The organism is Olsenella sp. KH1P3, from assembly GCF_900167315.1.
GTDB classification, from domain to species: domain Bacteria; phylum Actinomycetota; class Coriobacteriia; order Coriobacteriales; family Atopobiaceae; genus Olsenella_J; species Olsenella_J umbonata_A.
The window spans coordinates 85,123-106,169 of the sequence record NZ_FUWQ01000003.1; the positions used below are offsets into that span (position 1 = coordinate 85,123).

Here is a 21,047-nt window from a genome sequence, read left to right on the forward strand (position 1 = left end):
CAATCTCATGGGAGGATGACATGAAGCTGCTCATCGCCTCTGACATTCACGGAGCCGCGTCGTGGTGCGGCAAGCTCATGCAGGCCATCGACGAACGCCAGCCCGACAGAGTTGTTCTTCTTGGCGACCTGCTGTACCACGGCCCCCGAAACGATCTGCCTGCCGACTACGCCCCCAAGGAGGTCATCGCGATGCTCAATGGCATCGCGGATTCCATCGTCGCGGTCAGGGGAAACTGCGAGGCCGAGGTCGACCAGATGGTGCTCGACTTCCCCTGCATGGCCGACTACAACACCCTGTGGGATCCCGACGCCACAAACCCCCATACCGGAAGCACGGGTCGAGAGCTCTTCCTGACCCACGGCCACATCTGGGGCCCGGGAATCCACAACTCCGTGGACCGCATGCCGACGCTGCCCGCCGGGGCGGCGATCGCGTACGGGCACACGCATAAGAAGGTCAGCGAGAAGAGCGCGGCCAACCCCGCCGTCTGGTGCTTCAACCCCGGCAGCGTCGGGATCCCCAAGGACGGGACGCACAGCTATGGCCTCTACCAAGACGGGAGGTTCGAGCACATCCTGCTGCAGTAGAGACCGGTGCGGCGCAAGCGCCATTACCGTTAAGGGACGTTCGGGGACCTATTCGGAAAATGATGCTTGCGCGCGGGCGGCACTTTAGTAACCTCATAAAAAAGTGGACCTGCAGCGGAAGGGCTTGCCGGTCTCGCGCGTAAGCAATTACTAGGAGAGGAACCATCATGTCTAAGCCGGTTATCGATACCGACGCCTGCATCGCCTGCGGCGCGTGTGCAGACGCCTGCCCCGCTGGCGTCATCGAGGTCGAGGACGTCGCCACCGCCGCCAACTCCGACGATTGCGTCGGCTGCGGCGCCTGCCAGGACACCTGCCCCGTGGGTGCCATCGAGGTCACCGAGGACTAGTCCTCGCAAGGCCATCTCGTAGAGACAGCCAAGGCGGTCGACCCTTCCGGGTCGGCCGCCTCGCTTTTGCCGATGCGACTTGTTCTGCTTGGGCCAATGGCCCTTGGGCTACGCCGTGACGGAGCTAGCTTTCGACATCTTCGCAAACGCCACGAAGCACAGGATCATCTGGATCAGAACGAAGAAGAAGTAGACCGGAAAGAGCACCATGGCCACGGCATAGAGGATGCCGGCGGTGAGCGCGAAGGCTCGACGAGCCATGAAGTAGCCTAGCGCGTTGAAAAGCACGGCCATTGCCGTGCAGAAAAGGTGCGGAGCGACCAAGACCGTTGCAATCGCTGCGCCCGCGTTGGAGGAATCCACTCCCCCGCCCAGCCAATACCATGCGCTATAGAAAACGTACAATGCGCCCAGGATGAGGGCGACGAGCAGCAGCTTGCTTTTCTTCATACATATCACCTTCGAAAATCGTCGAACGTTTCAGCTGCGGTAAGACACGGCAACGCTTATGAGAGCGTGAACGTCTTGCTCGCGAGCGGGTTTCCGCTGAAGTCCATCGGGTAGACGTTCACCTCGAGGTCGGAGTTGTCCTTAAGCTCGTAGGCGATTTTGACCGAAACGGAGTTGCCCGCCTTGACCTTGGTAAGCGACGACTGCCCGTCCGCACTGCCGTCCGTCGCCATGGTGACGTCGCACTGCACGCCGCCCTGATAGACCTCCTGGTACGTCGAGGTGGAGAAGGCCTGTGCCTCGTCACTCGAAACGTTGGTGAAGGTATAGCTCACCACCGCGCAGGGCTTTCCCTCATAGTCCGTGGTGGTAGTCACGCCGTCGATCGTGACGGCGACGGATGACTCGGGAGCCTTCTGGGCGGCCTCGGGCTCAGACGACTGCCCCTGGTCCTGGTTCGAGCTTCCCGAAGACGCCCCACATGCGCCCAGCGAAAGGGCCAAGGTAGCGGCGAGGATCGTTGGCGCTGCGATTGATGCGACTCTCATGGTGCTTCCTCTCGATTCTTCTTTTATGCGACTTGATCCAATGCGACTCGAAGCAACGCTTGCGTGCGTTTGCACGATGATAGGGAGAAGAGGAGAGAAAGTCTTCCGCTGGGAGCGTAATTTGATTATTGATATGAACAGGGGCGACACGCCGTGGCGACCGCCCCTTCATTTGCCTCAGTTATCGCTGTAATCCCTAGCGATGCTCCACCAGGGGCTTCTCGCGAAGATGCTTCAAGGTCGAGTTGCAGTCGGTGACGTCGAGCCCCTTCTGGATGGCCCAGGCAATAATTACGTCACGTCGGCAGGAGTCACTCAGAGGCGACACGCCGCCCAGCGACATCATGGTCGAGCAGTCGCCGACATCCAGGCCGAGTCCAAAGGCCAGCTGGATCAGCTTGTCGCGCGATGCGGTGCGCAGGCCGGCCATGATCTGGTAGCCGTACGTCTGGTTGAGGCCCGAGCGCGCCACGACGACATTCTTGCGAACGCCAAGCTCCTCGAGCTTTGCGTTGATCCAGGCCTTGAGCGTGACGTTGCTTATGTTCGCCGCGGCCACGGCGTCCTCGGCGCTCGAGGCCTCCTGAAGAAAGTGCCAATCCGTTGTCATCTGAATCCCTAGTCCTAGCCTTTAGCACATAACATACTGAACTAGTTTACAAATAAGAAACGATTGAATTCAAATCATTTTTAAAAAACGCAGCCATCCGACAACAGAAGCCGTCACCTCGTCACCGCACCGGCGAAGAACGACAGAAAGACGAGGGCAAGCTCCGCGACGGCTAGCAGACCCAGCAGATACGCCTCGCGCCTACCGAGCACGCGCGCACGCCCGCCCCCGTCATATGGCCCCCAGCCAAGGGCGCACAGCGTAGGCTCCATCACCACGGCGTACACAAAATAGGCCGCGGCAAGAAAGGACAGGATTCCAGAGGCGGGGTCCGTGGCTTCCTTCGGACTGACGATCAACATCACCCCGGAGCCCACGAATAAGAGGCATTCAAAGACAGCAACCAGAAGGACCATGACCAAGACCAGGCGTCGCCAACCGTGCGTCGACGCCGCTGCGGCAGCGAACGCGCGCGGAGTCTCGACAAGGTAGTCGCGCGCACTTCTCGCCAGGCCACGCCTGGCATCAGCGTGGTTCCTGTCGTGAGCGCGTTTTCCCGCAGCAGAGAAGTGCTCCGTGCCTCCCCTCGAGGCGCCCCTCTTCGGCTGTGGCGGCAGGGCCTTCCGAAGGGCGCGGGAGAACTTTTCGGCACTCTGGAAACGATCGTCCGGCGCAAGGGCACATGCGGTCTCAAACACCTTTAGCAGGGCAGACGCTCCCCCCGTTGCCTCACGGACACGCTGGTCGAAGCTGGGGTCGGAGGGTTCGGTGGCGCTCAGAAGATAGCCAAGCAGGCGACCAAGCGAATAGACGTCCGAGCGCGCGTCGGTCTGGCCGAAGCCATACTGCTCCGGGGACGCAAAGCCCCAGGTGCCAAGCTGCATCGTGTCGCGCGTCGCTCCGGAAACCTTCTTGCGGGCGATGCCCATGTCTATAAGGTGCACGCCGTCCGAGGCGAGTACAACGTTGCCCGGGGTCACGTCACGGTGCACCAGACCAATCCCATGCAGGCGAGAGAGGACCTGGCAAAGCTCGGCAAGCACGTCGGCCACCTCGCGCGGGCCCATGGCACCGGCGCGCTTGATTCGCTCGCGAAGCGTCTCGCCCGGAACGTAGTCATACACCACGGCCAGCTTGTCGGGAAGCTCGTAGATCTGTCGCACGCGAGGGAGGCGTGGGTCATCGAGCGCCGCCACGGCCTCCCATACGCCCCTGTTCTCCAACTCGGAGCGAATGTACTTGCGGACCAGCAGCTTGTCGGCCACCACGACCGGAAGTCCCGACCCAAGGCATCGCAGCGTGGAGTCCGGAAGGCAGACCAGCTGGGTCTCGCCGGCCTCACCGTGCGCAAGCACGTTCAGGACCGTATAGGAGTCGTCAGCGTCGAGGGTCGCAAGCAGCTCTTCATCAGTCACGACAGAGGAACCCCCTATCGAGCGGAACTACGTCTGACGTAACCGTTTTCATCCAGCAGCGTGTCTTCTCCCAACCGATAGAGCTCGTCGTCGCAGCGATCGATTTCGAGACGACGATTCACGCACGAGATGATGATCGCGTCGCGGCGGTCCTTGCAGTAGAGCTCGGAGTACCCGGCCCGCTTGAGCAGCCGCTGGGTCTCTACGAGGCTGCACTGCAGGCCGAACGACAGCGCAATCACGACGTTTCGATGGGGGTGGCGCTCCCCGCCGAAGACCTGATAGCCATAGGACGCGGCCACGTGGGCACGCCTGAGCACCGTCGCGCGCGAAAGGCCCTTCTCCTTTGCCAAAGCGGTAATCTCCTGCGAAAAGTCGCATGCGACAATCTGCTCGCGATCGAGATATGCCTCGGGAGAAGTGCTGGCAAGCAGGCGCTTCAGCAGCTCCTCAGTCAGGGGCTCGTCCTCCAGGGACGAGGACTGGCTATGGTTTGAGATTGAAGACATGGTTCGGCCCTTTCGCGTTCTTACGGGCCATTGTCCCACGACATCCACCTTTCGTTAAGAGGCCGACGCCATGGCGACGGCCCGTCCGGCGGCCTTGCTATTGAAGGGCGGCGTCGCGACCGCGCGCGAAGGCCTCGAGGTTCGTCCCTCTGGTCTTGGGCGGCACGCGCTTGCAGATTGCATCATGCCAGGCGGTCTCATCGAACGGCAACGCGGTGGAGAGCGCACCCACCAGAACGACGTTTGCCGAGCGCGGGTTCCCCGTCTGACGTGCAATGAAGCCGGCATCGATGCGGATAGCCCCCACCTCGTCAAGCCGCTTCGAGATGCGCTCGGGCATGCGCGCGTTCCCGATGTTCACGGGAACAGGCACAATGGTCTCGTCGTTCACGAACAGCTTGCCGCCCTCGCGCAGGTACTGCTGGGCCCTGAGCGCCTCGAGCTCCTCGAACGCGACGACCACGTCAGCGCAGCCCGGGTCGCAGACCATGGAGTCAACCTTGTTGCCCATGCGAATGACGGTCGACACCGAGCCACCACGCTGGGACATGCCATGGATCTCGGAGACCTTCACGTCCAGGCCGGCCTCGGCGGCGCACATCGCGAGTATGTTGCCAGCGAGGATCGTGCCCTGTCCGCCCACGCCAACCAGAAGGACGGTCTTGGTCTTCTCGACCTCCACCCGTGCGCCCAGCGTCACCGTCGACGCGGCGTCCGACGCGATTGCATGTGCCATTTCTACTCCTCCTCGATGCAGCCGAAGGGACAGGACTGCACGCACTGGCCGCAGCCGATGCACTGGTCGGGATCGATGACTGCGTGCCCGGTCTTGTCCTTTCCGAGCGCGGGGCAGCCTATCTGGACGCAGGTACCACAGCGGCGGCAGTCTCGTATGACGGGCATGGGCCTGCGCGAGCGGTCAATCAAGCGGCAAGGAGACCGGAAGATGAGGACGGACAGCTTGTCCTCGTGACCGATCGCATCCTTGAGCGCTGCGCGAATGGACTTGGCGTCCTGCGAGTCGATGGTTGCGACCTCGTCGACGCCTATGGCGCGGCAAAGTCGTTCAAGGTCGAGCGGCTTGCCACTGGGCTCGTCGAGTGGCGACTTGCCGGCCATCTGCTCCGAGAGCGTGACGCCATTTACGGGGTTGCCCTGCGTTCCGGTCATGGCAGTGGTCCGGTTGTCCAGAATGCAGATGGTCCCCTTGCCGCCGTTGTAGACCGTGCCCAGGAGGCTCGTGATTCCCGAATGGGCGAAAGTCGAGTCGCCGATGACGCCCACAACGGGGCGCCCCGTGCGCTCGCGTGCGCCCGCCAGCTCCATGCCATGCGCCATCGAGAGCGAGGCTCCCATGTCAATCACAGAGTCGACGGCGCGATACGGCGCGACCGCGCCAAGAGTGTAGCAGCCGATGTCGCCCGTGACGATCGCCTTCATGCGCCGCAGCTCGACGTAGACAAGGCGATGCGGGCAGCCCGCGCAGAACGCGGGGGGACGGGGCGGCAGGCCCTCGGCGTTTGGCAGGTGGGGAGGCTCGCCTTGCGAGAAAGACGCGCGGATGTGGGCCGGAAGGACCTCCCCCGAGCGCGGCAGGCGGCCAGCCGGCGGCTCGGAGACCTCGATGCCCAGCGCACGAACCCGCGTCTCGAAGTATGTGCAGGCCTCTTCCACAACGTAGAGCTTGTCGACCGAGGCGGCGAAGTCCGCCAGGGCGCGGGCGGGAAGCGGCCAGGTAAGGCCAAGCTTGAACGTCGAGGCATCAGGCAGCGCCTCGCGCACATGGTTGTAGAGCGCCCCGGCGGCGACGACGCCCACGCCGCGGTCGCGCATCTCGACACGGTTGAACTCGCACTTCTCCGCGTATTCGCAAAGCGCGTCCTCGCGTGCGTTCGTGGCCGCCGTGCGCGCGACGGCCATCGCCGGCATCATCACGTACTTGGAAATCTGCGTCTTGTAGTCGCGGGGCGCGACGGCGGCACGCCCTCCCGCAACGTCGACCATGGTCTTGGTGTGGGCCACGCGCATCGTCTCGTGCAGCATGACAGGGGTGTCAAAGCGCTCGGACAGTTCGAAGGCCTTCCGGGAGAACTCGTAAGCCTCCTGCGAGTCGCTGGGGTCAAGGCACGGCACGCGCGCGAACGCCGCGTAGTTGCGGGAGTCCTGCTCGTTCTGGGAGCTGTAGCACGAGGGGTCGTCTGCGACCAGAATGACCAGGCCGGCGTTCACGCCCGTGTTGGCGACCGACATGAACGGGTCTGCGGCGACGTTCAGCCCCACGTGCTTCATGGTAGCCATCGAGCGGGCGCCCCCCATCATGGAGCCGATGGCGACCTCGAGGGCAACCTTCTCGTTGGGAGCCCACTCGCAGTAGACGCCGTCCTTCTCGACCAGGTTCTCCAACGTCTCGGTCGACGGGGTGCCGGGATATCCGGTGCCGACCGCGACACCCGCCTCCCATGCGCCCTGAGCGATGGCCTCGTTACCCGAGAGCAGCTGTTTTCCCATTCGGATCCCCTCTCTCACCGCAGTCCCGCCGTGCGGCCGAAACAAGCGTCCACACATTTTCGGTCAGCCGTGTTTCGAACGGAACAACAGTGTTCCGGCGAACGGCGAACGGTGGGAATGGCGCATCGGAGAAGGACTGCCCCGCCAATTCGAGGCGAATGCGCCAGGTCAGTCACACCGCGCTGACGCACGCACAGAAAAAGGACGCGCGGTCGGCCGAAGCCGTCCCGCGCGTCCGCTCCTGGCTCTTGCGAGAGGAAGCTAGTCGACGGAGGCGATGTCAATCCAGCTCAGAAGGAAGTCCTTCTCGATCACGCGACCGCGCGCAAGCTCGGCGCCCGCAACGATGGGGAACCAGTTCTCGACCGTCTCCATGCTGGTGCCGGAGAGCTCGCAGTAGGTGCGGATGTAGTTCTCGGCGAACTCGTCCGCACCGCGCAGCTTGAAGCGCAGGTACGAGACCGCGCAGTCGGCCGCGCCGTCACCCTGGCTGGCATGGGCCCAATCGCAGATGCAGTAGCTGCCATCCTCGCGGACGATGACGTTCGAGGGAACGAAGTCGCCGTGGCAGATGTTCTGGTGGTTGGACATGCCATCCAGCCTCATCAGCAGGTCGTAGCGCGTCGACTCGTCGAGGACCTCGGTGACCGAGTTAATCATGCGCGTGTACTTGTCCTGCTGGCGCGGCATGAGGTCGTTGGTGTACTTGTGGACGTCCAGCTGCAGCTCGACGAACTGGCGCGTGAGCTCGGGGCGGCGCTCGTGGTCCTCGTCACCAAGCTCGCGCATGGTCTTTCCCTCAACCTTCTTCGTGATGAGAGACCACGACCCATCGACCTTGCTGACCTCGACAATCGGGGTCACGTCCAGGCCAGACTGCTCGGCGCGAGTCAGATTGAGAGCCTCGTTAAAGACGCCCGCCGGCGGCTTGGTCGCGTTGTAGACCTTGGCAACGAAGTCTCCGCAGTCATAGACGACCTTGTTCGCGCGGACCTTGATGACCTTCTTGTCTTGGGGCAGTTCCATGATGCAGTCATCTCCTCAATCGTACGTCGTTGAGACAAGCCTACTCAGAATCGCGAATGCTCAGGCCCTTGTCCTCGTAAGAGGTGGCCGGGCGTCCGTAGTAGGCATCCATGTACATGGACTTGATCTCCTCCACGAGCGGGTAGCGCGGGTTGGCACCCGTGCACTGGTCGTTGAAGGCATTAAGCGACATCTCGTCGAGGGTGTCGAGGAAGTACTGCTCGTCCACGCCGTAGTCGGCAATGGTCTCCTTCACGCCGATGGTCTTCTTGAGGTCCTCGATGCCCGCCATGAAGTTCTCGAACACCTCGTCGTCGTCCCTGCCGGCGAAGCCGCAGTAGCGGCCCATCTCGGCGTAGCGCGCCTTGGCGTGAGGGTACTGGTACTGTGAGAAGGTGCCCATGCGGGTCGGACGCTCGGCTGCGTTGTAGCGGCAGACGCGCGTGAGGATGACCGCGTTGGCCCAGCCGTGGGGAATGTGATGGTAGGCACCGAGCTTGTGTGCCATGGAGTGGTTGACGCCCAGGAACGCGTTGGCAAAGGCAATGCCGGCGAGGCAGGACGCGTTTGCCATCCTGTCGCGAGCCTCGACGTTGGTTGGCTCGTTGTAGGCAGTTGGCAGGTAGTCGAAGACCAGCTTGGCCGCACGCAGAGCGAGACCGTCGGTGTAGTCGGAGGCCATGATCGAGACGTATGCCTCGATGGCGTGCGTGAGGACGTCGATGCCGGACGCGGAGGTCAGGCCGCGCGGCTGAGTCATCATGTTGTCGGTGTCGACGATGGCCATGGTCGGCATGAGCTCGTAGTCGGTGATGGGCCATTTGATGCCGGTCTCCGCATCCGTGATGATGGCAAACGGCGTGCACTCGGAGCCCGTGCCCGAGGAGGTCGGGATCGCGACGAACTTGGCCTTCTCGCCCATCTTCTTGAAGCGATAGACGCGCTTGCGGATGTCCATGAAGTCGACGGCCATGTCGTCGAACTTCTCCTCCGGGTGCTCGTACATGGTCCACATGATCTTGCCGGCATCCATTGCGGAGCCGCCGCCCATGGCGATGATCACGTCAGGCTCGAAGGCGACGATCTGCTTCAGGCCCTCGCGGGCAGACTGGATCGTGGGGTCGGGCTGGACGTTCCAGAAGGAGCTGTGGACGATGCCCATCTCGTCGAGGGCACGCTCGATCGGCTGGGTGTTGCCGTTCTTGTACAGGAAGCTGTCCGTGACGATGAAGGCGCGCTTGCAGCCGTAGACCTCGCCGAGCTCGCGCAGGGCGACGGGCATGCAGCCCTTCTTGAAGTAGACCTTCTCGGGAGTGCGGAACCACAGCATATTCTCTCGCCTCTCTGCGACCGACTTGACGTTAAGCAGCTGATGGACATCGAGGTTGCCCGAGAACGAGTTGCCACCCCATGAGCCGCAGCCGAGCGTGAGCGAGGGCGTCAGCTGGAAGTTGTAGATGTCACCGATGCCACCCTGCGCAGCCGGGCAGTTAATGAGAATGCGGCAGGTCTTCATCGCACTGCGGTGAGCCTCCATCTTTTCGGTCTCACGCGTGTCGATGAACAGCGAGGAGGTGTGGCCGTAGCCGCCGTCAGCGACGAGGCGGGAGGCCTTGGCGAGTGCGTCCTCGAAGTCAGAGGCGCGATACATGCCCAGGATGGTGGTCAGCTTCTCGTGAGCCCAGGGGTTGGAGGGCTCGACGGACTCGGTCTCGCCGATGAGCACCTTGGTCCAGGCAGGAACCTCGACGCCGGCGGTCTTGGCGATGGTGGGAGCAGGCTGGCCGACCATCTTGGCGTTAACGCCACCGTTGACGATGACGGTGTTGCCGACCTTGTCGATCTCATCGCCCCTCAGGAAGTAGGCGCCGCGCTTGGCGAACTCCTCCTTGACGGCGTCGTAGACCCCGTCGAGAACAATCACGTTCTGCTCGGTCGCGCAGATCATGCCGTTGTCGAAGGTCTTCGACTGCATGATGGAGTTGACGGCCATGAGAATGTCGGCGGAGTCGTCGATGATGGCGGGGTTGTTGCCCGGACCGACGCCGAGGGCCGGAGTGCCGGAGCTGTAGGCGGCGTTGACCATGCCGGGGCCACCGGTCGCCAGGATGATGTCGGCCTCGGACATGAGCGTGTTTGTGGCGACCAGTGAGGGGTTCTCGATCCAGCCGATGATTCCCTCGGGAGCGCCGGCCTCGACCGCAGCCTCGAGCACGATGCGCGCCGCGGCCGTGGTGGACTTCTTCGCGCGCGGGTGCGGGCTGATCATCATGGCGTTGCGCGTCTTGAGGCAGAGCAGTGCCTTGAAGATGGCGGTGGAGGTGGGGTTGGTGGTCGGGATGACCGCCGCGACAATGCCAACGGGCTCGGCGACCTTGGTCATGCCACCGGCCTTGTCCTCCTCGAGGACGCCGCAGGTCTTGGTGTCCTTGTACTTGTTATACACAAACTCGGCAGCGTAGTGGTTCTTGATGACCTTGTCCTCCATGACGCCGTAGCCCGTCTCCTCGACGGCAAGCTGGGCGAGGGGAATACGCTGCGCGTTAGCGGCAAGAGCTGCAGCCTTGAAAATCTTGTCGACCTGCTCTTGGGAGAACGTTGCAAACTTCTTCTGGGCCTCGCGCATGAGCGCGAGCTTGTCAGAGAGCTCCTCGTCGCTGTGAACGACGATTGCGGGTGCGTCGCTGACGGTCTCGGCCTGAGTGACCTTGGCCTCTTCGGACATTGTTCCTCCTTTGTCTTGCCTTGCATCACTAGCGGGGTCCGCAGTGATGTCATGCTTGCGTTCGACAGGGACAATTGTATGCGTGATTTACACAGAAGAAACGTCTCAATGACACAAGAATTACCTATTTTCATGCGATGAGACGCATTGACCATTCCAGAATGTTCATTTTTTGCACCATCTTGTACACGTATTGATAGCCAACCTTCACATGTCAATACGCAATCATCGGGCGACGGTGAGAAGTACGTCCGCATCCTTTGCCGCAACTATGTAATGGACAGAATGAAGGCAACGGCCCCTTGCGCCATCAGGACCGGTTCTCTTTGTCCACGAGCCCGGAGGCCCCGTAGCGTCTGCGCAGAAGCGGCTTCTCGATCTTTCCGGTCGCGTTGCGCGGAACATCGGCAAAGATGATCTTTCGCGGGCGCTTGTAGCGCGGCAGGGCCTGGCAGAAGTCGAGCACCTCCTCCTCACCCACCCTGCCGACGTAGTCTGGCTTGAGTTCGACGATGGCCGCGGCGACCTCGCCCAGGCGCTCGTCGGGCAGACCGATGACGGCCACATCCTGTATGGCGTCGTACGAGCTCATGAAGTCCTCTATCTGGACGGGATAGAGGTTCTCTCCGCCCGTGATGATCACGTCCTTCTTGCGGTCGACCAGCCAGTAGAAGCCATCGTCGTCGCGTCGGGCCATGTCACCCGTAAGCAGCCATCCGTCGACAAGGGCTTCGGCCGTGGCGACAGGGTCCCCGTAGTAGCACTTCATGAGTCCGGGACCACGAACGCAGAGCTCGCCAACCTCCCCTGGGGCAACGGGAATGCCCTTCTCGTCCACAATCTTGCACTCCCAGCGATATCCCGGCACGCCAATGGCGCCCACGTGATCGACGTTCTGGACGCCCAGGTGCACGCAGCCGGGGCCAGTCGATTCGGACAGGCCGTAGTTGGTGTCGTAATCGTGCCGGGGAAAGACCTTGCGCCAGCGCTGGATGAGGCTCTTGGGCACCGGCTGGGCGCCGACGTGCATCAGCCGCCACTGGTCGAGGTGATAGTCTTCCAGCCGCAGCTCTCCGCGCTCGATGGCCGTGAGAATGTCCTGGACCCAAGGCACGAGCAGCCAGACGATGGTGCAGCGCTCCTTGCTGACGGTGTCGAATATGAATTGCGGCGAGACGCCGCGCAGCAGGACCGCCTTGCCTCCGCTCACGAGCGACCCCATCCAGTGGAACTTTGCGCCGGTGTGGTAGAGGGGCGGTATGCACAGAAACACGTCGCCCCTCGTCTGGCCGTGGTGCACCTGTTCCATCTGGGCGGCCTGGGTCAGGCTCTGGTGCTGGTGCAGGATGGCCTTGGGGAAGCCCGTCGTTCCCGAGCTGTAGTAGATGGCGGCGTCGTCCTCGTTGGAAATCGGCACGTCGGGGTCGATGCTCGAGCAGAGACTTGCCAGCTCCTGGTAGGGCTCGGCCCACGTGGGGCAGTCATCGCCAACGTAGAGCAGGAGCCGGCCCGGCTGCACCTTGCCCACGACGCTCTCGAGGCGACCGATGAACTCGGGGCCGAAGACCAAGACGTTCACGTCGGCCTTGTCGATGCAGTAGCTGATCTCGTCAGCCGCATAGCGAAAGTTGAGGGGCACGGCAATCGCGCCGGTCTTGAGGACGCCAAAGTAGATGGGCAGCCACTCGATGCAGTTGTACAGGAGGATGGCAACCTTGTCGCCCCTACGCACCCCTCGGCTCAGGAGCAGGTTGGCAAACCTGTTGGCCTTCTCGTCGAAAACGGACCAGGTAATCTCGCGGCGGAGGGGCTCGTCGTTGGTGGTTTCGATCAGGTCGTAGTCGCGCCAGGTAATGTGACGGTTCTCGGGGCGCTGCGGATTGATCTCGACCAGAGCGACGTCGTCACCGTGCTCGCGGGCGTTGCGTCGAAGGTAGTCGACGACGGTAAGGTCTGTATCGATGGTGACTGCCACGGCACATCCTCTCGCAGAAGACCCGCGACGCCTGTCGCGCGGAAGTAAGGAGAAGATATCCCGTGAGCTGTTGCCTAAACGTTAAAACCCGCATACGGCGCCATCGCCGTCGGCGGCGACACGTCAGGCCACCGCCAAGGGGAAGGCACCCCAAGACGAGCAATTTGAAATGGGACTAGGCCTCGAACTTGTCAACCATACCATCGGAGTCCGCCCTGAGAGCAGCGATGGTGCGAGGGATGGCGGCGAGGTCGTAGGGAGTCATCTGGTAGACCCAGTTCAGCCAGTTGCGATACAGAAGGTTCGCATGGGCACGCCAAGTAAAGATGGGCTGGCGCTCGGGGTCGTCGTCCGGGAAGTAGTTCTCGGGCACGCGGATGGGCAGCCCCTTCTTGAAGTCTCGCCAGTACTCACCGGCAAGGGTGTCGCGCCCATACTCGAAGTGACCGGTGACATAGATCTCGTGAAAGTCGCGCGTGGCGATGAGGGCGGGGCCGGTCTTGAAGCCCTCGGAGAGCACGTGCAGCTCCGGGTGGTTGGCAAGCTCAAGGGTGTCAATCGCGGCGTGACGCGAGTGCGGCATGTTGTGGACTTCATCGAAGCCGTTGGTCAGGAAGCTGTACTCATCGCAAAGGCGCTGCGGGAAGACGCCGAACAGCTTCTGCCCCAGCTGCTTCTTGGGGATGCCGTAGAGGTGGTACAGACCGGCAAGGGCACCCCAACACAGGAACATCGTGCTGAAGACGTGCTCCTGGCTCCAATCCAGAATCCGACAGAGCTCGTCCCAGTAGTCCACCTGCTCGAACGGCAGCTTCTCGACCGGTGCGCCCGTGACGATGAGCGCATCGTAGTTGTTGCCCTCAAGCGTGTCGAAGGTCTCGTAGAACTTGACCAGATGGTCCGCCGAGACATGCGTCGACTCATGGCTCGAGACGCGCATGAAGTCGCAGCTCACTTGGAGCGGCGACTTAGAGATGAGACGGAGTATCTGCGTCTCGGTCTCTATCTTGGTCGGCATCAGGTTGAGGATCAAAACGTGCAGCGGTCGAATCTGCTGCCTGGTCGCAACCTCTTCCTCAATGGCAAAGATGCGCTCCTGGCTCAGGATGCGCTTTGCGGGCAGACCGTCGGGGATGTTGATGGGCATGCTAGCTCCTTCTTGGTTCGTGCACTTAGATTATCAGCTTTTCTCCTATGCTCGGCGCGGCAACGCATGCGGCATCAGCGAAAACGACCTCCATACACATGTGGAGATGCGCGCGACGCCCACCTCACGGGATGCAGAAAACGACCAGTTGTTGGATACTAGGAGCCATGAACACCACATTTGCCGAGCTCGGGCTAAACGAGCACATACTCGAGGGCGTCGCAGCCCTCGGCTTTACCACGCCCACCCCCGTTCAGGCGCAAGCAATCCCCGCCGTCCTCGCCGGCAGAGACGTCATAGCATCCGCCCAGACGGGTACGGGAAAAACCGCGGCGTTCGCGCTGCCCCTCCTCCAGGTGATCGAGCCCTTCTCCAGCGCCGCGCGAGAGGAACAGGCGCGCGACGTCGAGGCCGACGCGCCGCGGGAAGACCTGCCCCCAAACGAGGGCGATAGCGACACGCCCGACGTCATCGCCGACGAGGCGGGAGGCGCGGGCGCATCGGTTTCCGCCGGCGTCGACTCCGACGGCAGGATCGAGCGCCCCAAGCGCAGGCGCAGGCGTCACCACAGGAAGGCACCGGGCGCAACCGCCAACGCATCCGACGAGGCGTCCGAGAGCTCCGACAAGAGGCGCACGCGCACCCGCAAGCCATCCGATCGCTCTGCAAAGACAGGCGAGAAGGGCCAGGCCCCCAAGCCGAAGCGCCGTCGCAAGAGGAAGGCATCCTCAAGGAGCAGCGCTGCCGAGACGCGCGCGGCCGACCCCAACGCCAAGCCATTCGGACCCTTCGCGCTGGTCGTTACGCCCACGCGTGAGCTCGCCTCCCAGATCGAGAAGGTCGTCACCACCGTATGCGAGCACACGAACCAGAAGTCCGTCGTCGTCATGGGCGGCACCAAGTTCGAACGCCAGATTCGCGAGCTCGAGGAGGGCTGCGACCTCCTGGTAGCCACGCCAGGCCGTCTGATCGACCTGATGGAGCACGACCACGTGAACCTGAAAGACGTCCAGGTCTTCGTGCTCGACGAGGCCGACCGCATGCTGGATATGGGTTTCTGGCCCAGCGTCCGACGCATCATCGCAGCACTCCCCCAGAAGCGCCAGACCCTGCTCTTCTCGGCAACGCTACCTCCCTCCATCAAGGGAACGGTCAACGCGATGCTCCACGAGCCCGTAGTCGTCGAGATCGCTCGCGTGGGCGAGACCGCCGACACCGTCGAGGAGCACCTGTGCCCCGTCACCCAGGGACAGAAGACGCAACTGCTCGAGCAGCTCCTGGCCGGCGCGGCATCCGGCGAGCGACCAGAGCGCGTGCTGGTGTTCTGCCGCACGAAGCATCGTGTCGACGATCTCGAGAAGTACCTAAAGAACGCGGGGGTGAAGGTCGACGTCATGCATGCCGACCGCCCGCAGAGGGCCCGCGAGCGAGCGCTGGAGCGCTTCCGCGCAGGCAAGATCCAGGTGTTGGTGGCGACCGACGTCATGAGCCGTGGAATCGACGTCAGCGGCATCGATGCCGTCGTGAACTTCGACGTTCCCATGGACCCCGAGGACTACGTACACCGCATCGGACGCACCGGCCGAGCCGGCGCCACGGGACACGCCTACACCTTCGTCGCGCCTGACGAAATCAGCCCGCTGCGCGAGATAGAGTACTTCACCAAGAAGCTCGTGCCGGTGTGGGACCTCGAGGGCTTCGAGTACGACTCGTCACGCATCGTCCCCAACGCCAGACGCTCCACCAACAAGCCAACCCGCAGCCTCTTCAGCGGCTCGCGCAGCCGTGGGCGCGGAATGAGTGGCGGACGCTACGGCAGGCACTACTAGAGCCACCCCTCGCCCACGCAAAGAGGGACAGCGCAACAACAAGGCCTCGCTAAAAGCCAGGGCGGCCCGGATCATCCGGGCCGCCCCGTTCACTAGCTGGCGGGAAGCGTTGCAGCCGCCGTCCGAGAGGTAGCGTTACGCCTCGGCGGGCGCAGCCGTACCAGACACGGAGTCGTGCAGCGCATCCTTTGCGGCGTCCGCAACGCGCTGGCGACCGAGCTCGGTCCACTCGGGCTCCTCGTCGGGCATCGAGCCAGCCTCGGCACCGAAGAACTCCTTGAGGCAGTTGACGGCGACGATGAGGCCGAGCACCATCAGCAGAACCGCGAAGATGAGCTGGAGGCCCTTGGTGGCAAGGACGTCGGCGGTGACGCCCGCGGCAAGGGCGGTAGCGCAGCCGTACACGCTCATGGCAAGCGAGGTAAAGGTGCAGACAAGCAGGAAGGCGACGGGGGCGTAGAGAATCCAACCCTTACGGCCGGTCGCCTTGCAGAAGACGGCAAGCGTGATCATGGTCATGCCGCCGAGCAGCTGGTTGGACGCGCCGAAGAGCGGCCAGATGTTGAGGTAGCCACCAAAGGTGAGCGAGAGGCCCAGCAGCAGGGTGACGATGGTCGCGAACCAGACGTTCGTGATGACCCCCATGGCGCCAGACTGCTTCTGGTCGGACTGGAGGGCATCGTTGGTCTTGAAGAAGAACTCCTGGAACGAAGAGCGGCCGATGCGGGCAACCGCATCAAGGGAGGTGAGGGCAAGAGCAGAGACGTTCATGGTCATGAAGACGGTCGTGAACGTGGAGTCCAGGCCGATGGTGGTCATGCCCTTGGCGAGACCGGCCGCGAAGATCTGGAACGGGGTGCTTGCGACGCCGCCGTTCAGGGCGCCGGTGCCGGCGGTGTTCATGTCGCCGTACATGATTCCAGCGGTAACGATAGCGATGACGGCGACGAGGCTCTCGAGGACCATGGCGCCGTAGCCGACGGAAAGCATGTCCTTCTCATTCGCGACCTGCTTAGAGGAGGTGCCGGACGAGACGAGGCTATGGAATCCGGAGAGGGCGCCGCAGGCGACGGACACGAACAGAACGGGGAACATGAAGTTGCCGCTGGCGGCAAGCTTGTCCATGGCCTCGGTGGAGGCAATCATCGGGGCGGTCATGGTTGCCTGACCGTGGATTGCGAGGACAAAGATGCCGGCGATGGCGCCGAGAATCATTGCGACCATCATGATGGTCGTGAGGTAGTCACGCGGCTGCTTCAGAACCTGGATGGGCATGGCGGAAGCAAGCACCAGGTACACCATGACCACGGCGATCCAGCCGTTGATGTCGAGGTAGATCGGGAAGTGCATGCCGGCGAAGAACATGACGGCGATGAGCAGAACCGCGAGGGCGAACTCCTTGGCGCCCTTGAGGTCGAACTTGCGGCAGACCCAGCCGAAGAACATGGCCACGAAGGTGAAGAGGATCGAAATCGTGCCTGCGGTACCGGCGGCGTAGGACTTGGCGAAGTCGATGCCCGCATCGCCGACGGTCATCTTGAAGGTGCCTGCGACCATAGAGGTGAAGGCAGCGATGACGATGCCGCAGAAGAGCCAGCTGAACAGGAGGAACAGGCGACGGCCGGTCCTGCCGATGTACTTCTCGATGAGCTGTGCCAGCGACTTGCCGTTGTTCTTGACGGACGCGTAGAGCGCGCCGAAGTCATGAACGGCACCGAAGAAGATGCCACCCACGAGAACCCACAGCAGTACGGGCAGCCAGCCAAACATCATGGCGACGATGGTGCCCGTCACGGGGCCTGCGCCACAGATAGAGGAGAACTGGTGAGAGAAGACCGTAAAGCGTGACGCAGGGGCGAAGCTCTTGTCGTCCTCCATGCGAACCGCGGGGGTCAGGGCGTCAGCGTCAACGCCCCAGGACTTCGCTAGCCAGCGACCGTATACGACGTATCCAATAACCAGGACCACCGCAGCAACGACAATAACAGCCAAACCATTCATGTGTCATACCTCCCCTTGGGGATCGAGCGCTGGCAAGCCTTTCTTGCCCTGACGCGAAGTGCAGCCATGCTAAAGCCGTTTACGCTGCAGTTTTATGCCGTTCGTCCGAACGAAACCATTGAGAAACGCCAATTGAACCCTCTTGTTACAAACGAGGTCGTGTAGCCTCCGTCAGATGCCCGCAACCTCGTCCTTGCGAAGGCTCCGGTGTCTCAAAATGACAGTGAGAAGTACGCGCATTCCTGTCAGCAAGGAGCCACGCATGAAGCAGGTTCGTCCCTACCCCCGAGTCATCGTCACGAAGAAGGCGGCACGGTCGCTCAAGAGCGGACACCCTTGGGTGTTCGAGGGCGAGGTAATCAGGACGGAGCCCTCCCCCGCCAACGACGACGCCGTCAAGAACGGCTGCGTAGTCGACGTGTTCGAGGAAAACGGAACCTGGCAGGGCGCAGGACTCATCTCGCTGGAGTCAAAGATTCGCGTTCGCATTGTCAGCCGCAATGCGAACGACCGCTTTGACAACGCGTTCTGGAGTCGCAGGGTCCAGTGGGCCTGGGACCATCGCAAGGTCGCGATGGGAGGGCGCGCCTTGCCCGGCTGTGAGCCCGACACCAACTGCTGCCGCATCATCTTCAGCGAGGCGGACGGGCTTCCCGGCCTGATTGTCGACCGCTACGAGGATGTGCTCGTCTCCCAGGTGGGAACCGTGGGCATGGAGCGACTCAAGGGGGCCATCTATCCGCTCATCATCCAGACGCTGCGTGCTGACGGCCAGGAAATCCGCGGCATCTACGAACGCAACGACTCGCCCGCACGCGCAAAGGACGGACTTGGCCTGGACAAGGGGTGGTATGACTTTTCGTCGAGCGACCTTGCGCTGGACACGCCTGACAGCGCACGCGTCACGGTGCGCGAGAACGGCATCGCGTTTGATCTCGACATCGAGAACAGCCAGAAGACCGGCTTCTTCCTGGACCAGAAGTACAACCGTCGCGCCGTTCGCGACATCGCCGGCGGGCGTCGCGTGCTCGACTGCTTTTGCCACGTGGGCCCCTTTGGCCTGAACGCCGCCGCGGGCGGCGCCGAGTTCGTGCGCTGCGTTGACGTGAGCCAGGCGGCCATCGACCTTGCGGGCGAGAACGCGCGACTCAACAAGCTCGACTCAACCATGGGATTCACCTGCGCAAACGTGCTCGAGTACCTTCCCGAACTCGCAAAGGACAGGGCGCGCCTGCGCGAGGAGGGCGGACCCTTTGACCTCATCGTTCTCGACCCGCCCGCCTTCACCAAGAGTCGCGGCACGGTCAACCACGCCTCGAAGGGATATCGCGAGATCAACCAGGCCGCCATGCGCCTGCTGCCGCGCGGCGGCTACCTTGCGACCTGCAGTTGCAGCCACTTCATGACGCGTGACCTTCTGGCCAAGGCCATCGCCGAGGCCGCGCACAACGCCAACGTGCAGCTCAAACAGGTGCAGGAGCTGCAGCAGGCTCCCGATCACCCCATTCTGTGGGGAGTGCCCGAGACGCACTACCTGGACTTCTTCATCTTCCAGGTCATCTAGGGCACGCACCCCAGCCTGAAGACGTGAAAAGGGTCCACGGCCTGGCCGTGGACCCTTTCTTCCATCGTCACGCTAACTAACGGTCAAACGATGCCCACCCTACACGCGAGCCCTAGCCTTTCCGAACAGGCCGACCGCCAGAAGACCGACGGCAAGAAGGACGATCGGCGCCACGTTCGTGGACAGATCACCCGTCTGGGGACTGCGCTCGGAGCCCGGCGCAGAGGTCGTCGGGGCCGTCGGGGCCGTCGCGGCCGCCATCTTAAAGGAAGGGGCGGGAGGCGTGGCCTTGCCCTCCTCGAAGTAGACGGCATAGTCGGAGAACCTGTCGGAGCTGAACGTAAGTGTCTTGGTGGCGGCGTCATACGTTGCCGGAATACGTTCGGTCACACCATTGTGGTTGCGGACGACGAACACCGTAGCGCCGTCGGGAATCTTCGCCGCGGCCTCGTCGGACAGCACGAAGCTCATCTGCGCGGAGTCGTTGAGCTCGCTCAGCGAGCTGGTCCATGCGGAGTTCGCATTGCCCTTTGCGACCAGCTGGTCAAGGGAGAGGTCGAGGTAGAGAACGCCCGTGCCGCCATTGGCGGCGCTGCTCTGGTCCATCGTCGCCCTGTCCGCCGCACCCATCTCTTGAATCTCGAGGCGGAGGTTACCGGAATCGATGATGTTCCCGTTGCCCTTGACGGTGCCAGAAGCAATGTTCGCGTCATTGTTTACGACGCTATCATCCACCTGAGTGAACAGGGCCGCAAGGTGAAGGTTGCAGCGGGGCATCACAAACGTGAAGGTGCCCATCTCCTGCTGCGGCGTGATTTCCGCCTGCCCGTTGAGGGCGCCCTTGAGGTACTGGTAGCCGTACTCGGGCTTGAGCTTGATGGTTACCGTTGCGCCGGCGGGAATGCGGAAGTAATAGAACGAGATGGAGTCGGGGTCATCTGGATCCGAGCCCTTGGAACCGCTGGGGCGACCAGGGGTAAATCCATCTTGACCATCCTCTTCTCCGTTCTTGTACAGATCCTCGCGCGAGTACGTCACCCCCTCGTAGGTCACGCTAAGGACATCCACGTCACCATTGACGACGAAGTGGTCCTTATCCGGCACGGGCTTCTTTGCGGTAGACCATATCAGCGTGGTCTGGAGAGGGTCGACCTTCGCGACGAGATGGATGTTGTAGTCACCCGTGCTTGCGAGCGGAAGGCTAAAGTGAGTAGGGTCATCGACGTCAAATGGTACATTGTTGATGGTTACGGAATCGGCAATCAAGCCAAACGCCACCGTAACATTCAGGGTGCTAGGGGGAACGGCCGTACCCTCGACGCGATCAGTGGCTCCACCCATCTCGGCGTCGTCATACCAGTGCGTTGTCTCCCCATTGCGCTCGGTCGTGACGATGGCAATGCCCTTGTCATCGCCCTCGCTCGTAACGGTAAAGTTCGCGCCGGCCACTGCCGGCCCAAGCGTGGGAGCCGAAGCCTCCGCAACGCCAAGAGTGGGAGTAGAAGCCTGGCCGTCTGGCGTACTGTCTGTCGCACCCGCCGTTGCATTGACAGCGGACGCAGACGCCGACGCGGACCCATCCGCGGACGCGGCCTCCACGATAGTCGTCGGCTCCTCCTGGCCCTGGCCAGAGGCGTCTCCAATAGCCCCGTCATCTGCGAACGCCGCCGATGGCACCAAGGCAGCAGCCAGAACAAACGACAGCGTTAACGCGAGCCATGCGTGCAATTTCTTCATGGGAACCTCCTCACACGAGACAATGCGAAACGACACCCAATCACATACATATAAAAAAATAGC

At 62.5% G+C, this 21,047-nt stretch carries 17 protein-coding genes; 4 read left to right on the forward strand and 13 right to left on the reverse strand.

The annotated features are described in order from the left end of the window. Positions 1-20: 20 nt before the first annotated feature. Together yfcE and B5D13_RS05055 are read left to right on the forward strand one after the other, a co-directional pair. Positions 21-590, forward strand: coding sequence for a phosphodiesterase (yfcE, locus tag B5D13_RS05050; RefSeq protein WP_078687248.1), 570 nt, complete (start codon positions 21-23; stop codon positions 588-590). A 167-nt stretch (positions 591-757) separates the two neighbouring features. Continuing rightward, positions 758-940, forward strand: a complete 183-nt coding sequence (locus B5D13_RS05055; RefSeq protein WP_078687249.1) for a DUF362 domain-containing protein — start codon at positions 758-760, stop codon at positions 938-940. A 108-nt stretch (positions 941-1,048) separates the two neighbouring features. Here the strand turns inward: B5D13_RS05055 and B5D13_RS05060 are convergent, their stop codons facing one another. From B5D13_RS05060 to metA, 11 genes are all read right to left on the reverse strand, one after another. After that, positions 1,049-1,390, reverse strand: coding sequence for a hypothetical protein (locus B5D13_RS05060; protein ID WP_078687250.1), 342 nt, complete (start codon positions 1,388-1,390; stop codon positions 1,049-1,051). A gap of 56 nt (positions 1,391-1,446) precedes the next feature. Next, complete coding sequence (locus B5D13_RS05065) at positions 1,447-1,938, reverse strand: DUF5067 domain-containing protein (protein WP_078687251.1); 492 nt, start codon at positions 1,936-1,938, stop codon at positions 1,447-1,449. 196 nt (positions 1,939-2,134) lie between these two features. Further along, the gene (locus B5D13_RS05070; RefSeq protein WP_078687252.1) at positions 2,135-2,548 is read right to left on the reverse strand and encodes a hypothetical protein; all 414 of its coding nucleotides are present in this window, start codon (positions 2,546-2,548) and stop codon (positions 2,135-2,137) included. A gap of 113 nt (positions 2,549-2,661) precedes the next feature. Beyond that, positions 2,662-3,963: a serine/threonine-protein kinase gene (locus B5D13_RS05075; RefSeq protein ID WP_159443992.1), complete on the reverse strand. Its 1,302-nt coding sequence runs from the start codon at positions 3,961-3,963 to the stop codon at positions 2,662-2,664. A gap of 14 nt (positions 3,964-3,977) precedes the next feature. Then, a complete protein-coding gene (locus B5D13_RS05080; protein ID WP_234970711.1) occupies positions 3,978-4,472 on the reverse strand; it encodes an XRE family transcriptional regulator in 495 nt (164 codons plus the stop codon). A 97-nt stretch (positions 4,473-4,569) separates the two neighbouring features. Beyond that, positions 4,570-5,208: an indolepyruvate oxidoreductase subunit beta gene (locus tag B5D13_RS05085; RefSeq protein ID WP_078687254.1), complete on the reverse strand. Its 639-nt coding sequence runs from the start codon at positions 5,206-5,208 to the stop codon at positions 4,570-4,572. A gap of 2 nt (positions 5,209-5,210) precedes the next feature. Further along, complete coding sequence (locus B5D13_RS05090) at positions 5,211-6,980, reverse strand: thiamine pyrophosphate-dependent enzyme (protein ID WP_078687255.1); 1,770 nt, start codon at positions 6,978-6,980, stop codon at positions 5,211-5,213. Between the two features lie 261 nt (positions 6,981-7,241). Beyond that, positions 7,242-8,006, reverse strand: a complete 765-nt coding sequence (locus tag B5D13_RS05095; RefSeq protein WP_078687256.1) for a phosphotransferase family protein — start codon at positions 8,004-8,006, stop codon at positions 7,242-7,244. A gap of 40 nt (positions 8,007-8,046) precedes the next feature. Beyond that, a complete protein-coding gene (gene adhE, locus B5D13_RS05100; protein WP_078687257.1) occupies positions 8,047-10,731 on the reverse strand; it encodes a bifunctional acetaldehyde-CoA/alcohol dehydrogenase in 2,685 nt (894 codons plus the stop codon). A 310-nt stretch (positions 10,732-11,041) separates the two neighbouring features. After that, positions 11,042-12,706 carry a class I adenylate-forming enzyme family protein gene (locus tag B5D13_RS05105; RefSeq protein WP_234970712.1) on the reverse strand — a complete coding sequence of 555 codons (1,665 nt, stop codon included), beginning with the start codon at positions 12,704-12,706 and terminating at the stop codon, positions 11,042-11,044. A 175-nt stretch (positions 12,707-12,881) separates the two neighbouring features. Beyond that, positions 12,882-13,853 (reverse strand): homoserine O-succinyltransferase, encoded by a 972-nt coding sequence (gene metA, locus B5D13_RS05110; RefSeq protein WP_078687258.1) that lies wholly within the window; start codon positions 13,851-13,853, stop codon positions 12,882-12,884. A 167-nt stretch (positions 13,854-14,020) separates the two neighbouring features. Here metA and B5D13_RS05115 point away from each other — a divergent pair, with 167 nt between their 5' ends. Beyond that, positions 14,021-15,682, forward strand: a complete 1,662-nt coding sequence (locus B5D13_RS05115) for a DEAD/DEAH box helicase (RefSeq protein ID WP_078687259.1) — start codon at positions 14,021-14,023, stop codon at positions 15,680-15,682. Positions 15,683-15,817: 135 nt separating this feature from the next. On the opposite strand, the gene B5D13_RS05120 is transcribed toward B5D13_RS05115, so the two are convergent. Continuing rightward, positions 15,818-17,683, reverse strand: coding sequence for a carbon starvation CstA family protein (locus B5D13_RS05120; RefSeq protein WP_078687260.1), 1,866 nt, complete (start codon positions 17,681-17,683; stop codon positions 15,818-15,820). Between the two features lie 262 nt (positions 17,684-17,945). Here B5D13_RS05120 and B5D13_RS05125 point away from each other — a divergent pair, with 262 nt between their 5' ends. Continuing rightward, positions 17,946-19,247, forward strand: coding sequence for a class I SAM-dependent rRNA methyltransferase (locus tag B5D13_RS05125; protein WP_078687261.1), 1,302 nt, complete (start codon positions 17,946-17,948; stop codon positions 19,245-19,247). A gap of 99 nt (positions 19,248-19,346) precedes the next feature. Here the strand turns inward: B5D13_RS05125 and B5D13_RS05130 are convergent, their stop codons facing one another. Next, positions 19,347-20,984 carry a hypothetical protein gene (locus B5D13_RS05130; protein WP_143327750.1) on the reverse strand — a complete coding sequence of 546 codons (1,638 nt, stop codon included), beginning with the start codon at positions 20,982-20,984 and terminating at the stop codon, positions 19,347-19,349. Between the last annotated feature and the right edge of the window lie 63 nt (positions 20,985-21,047).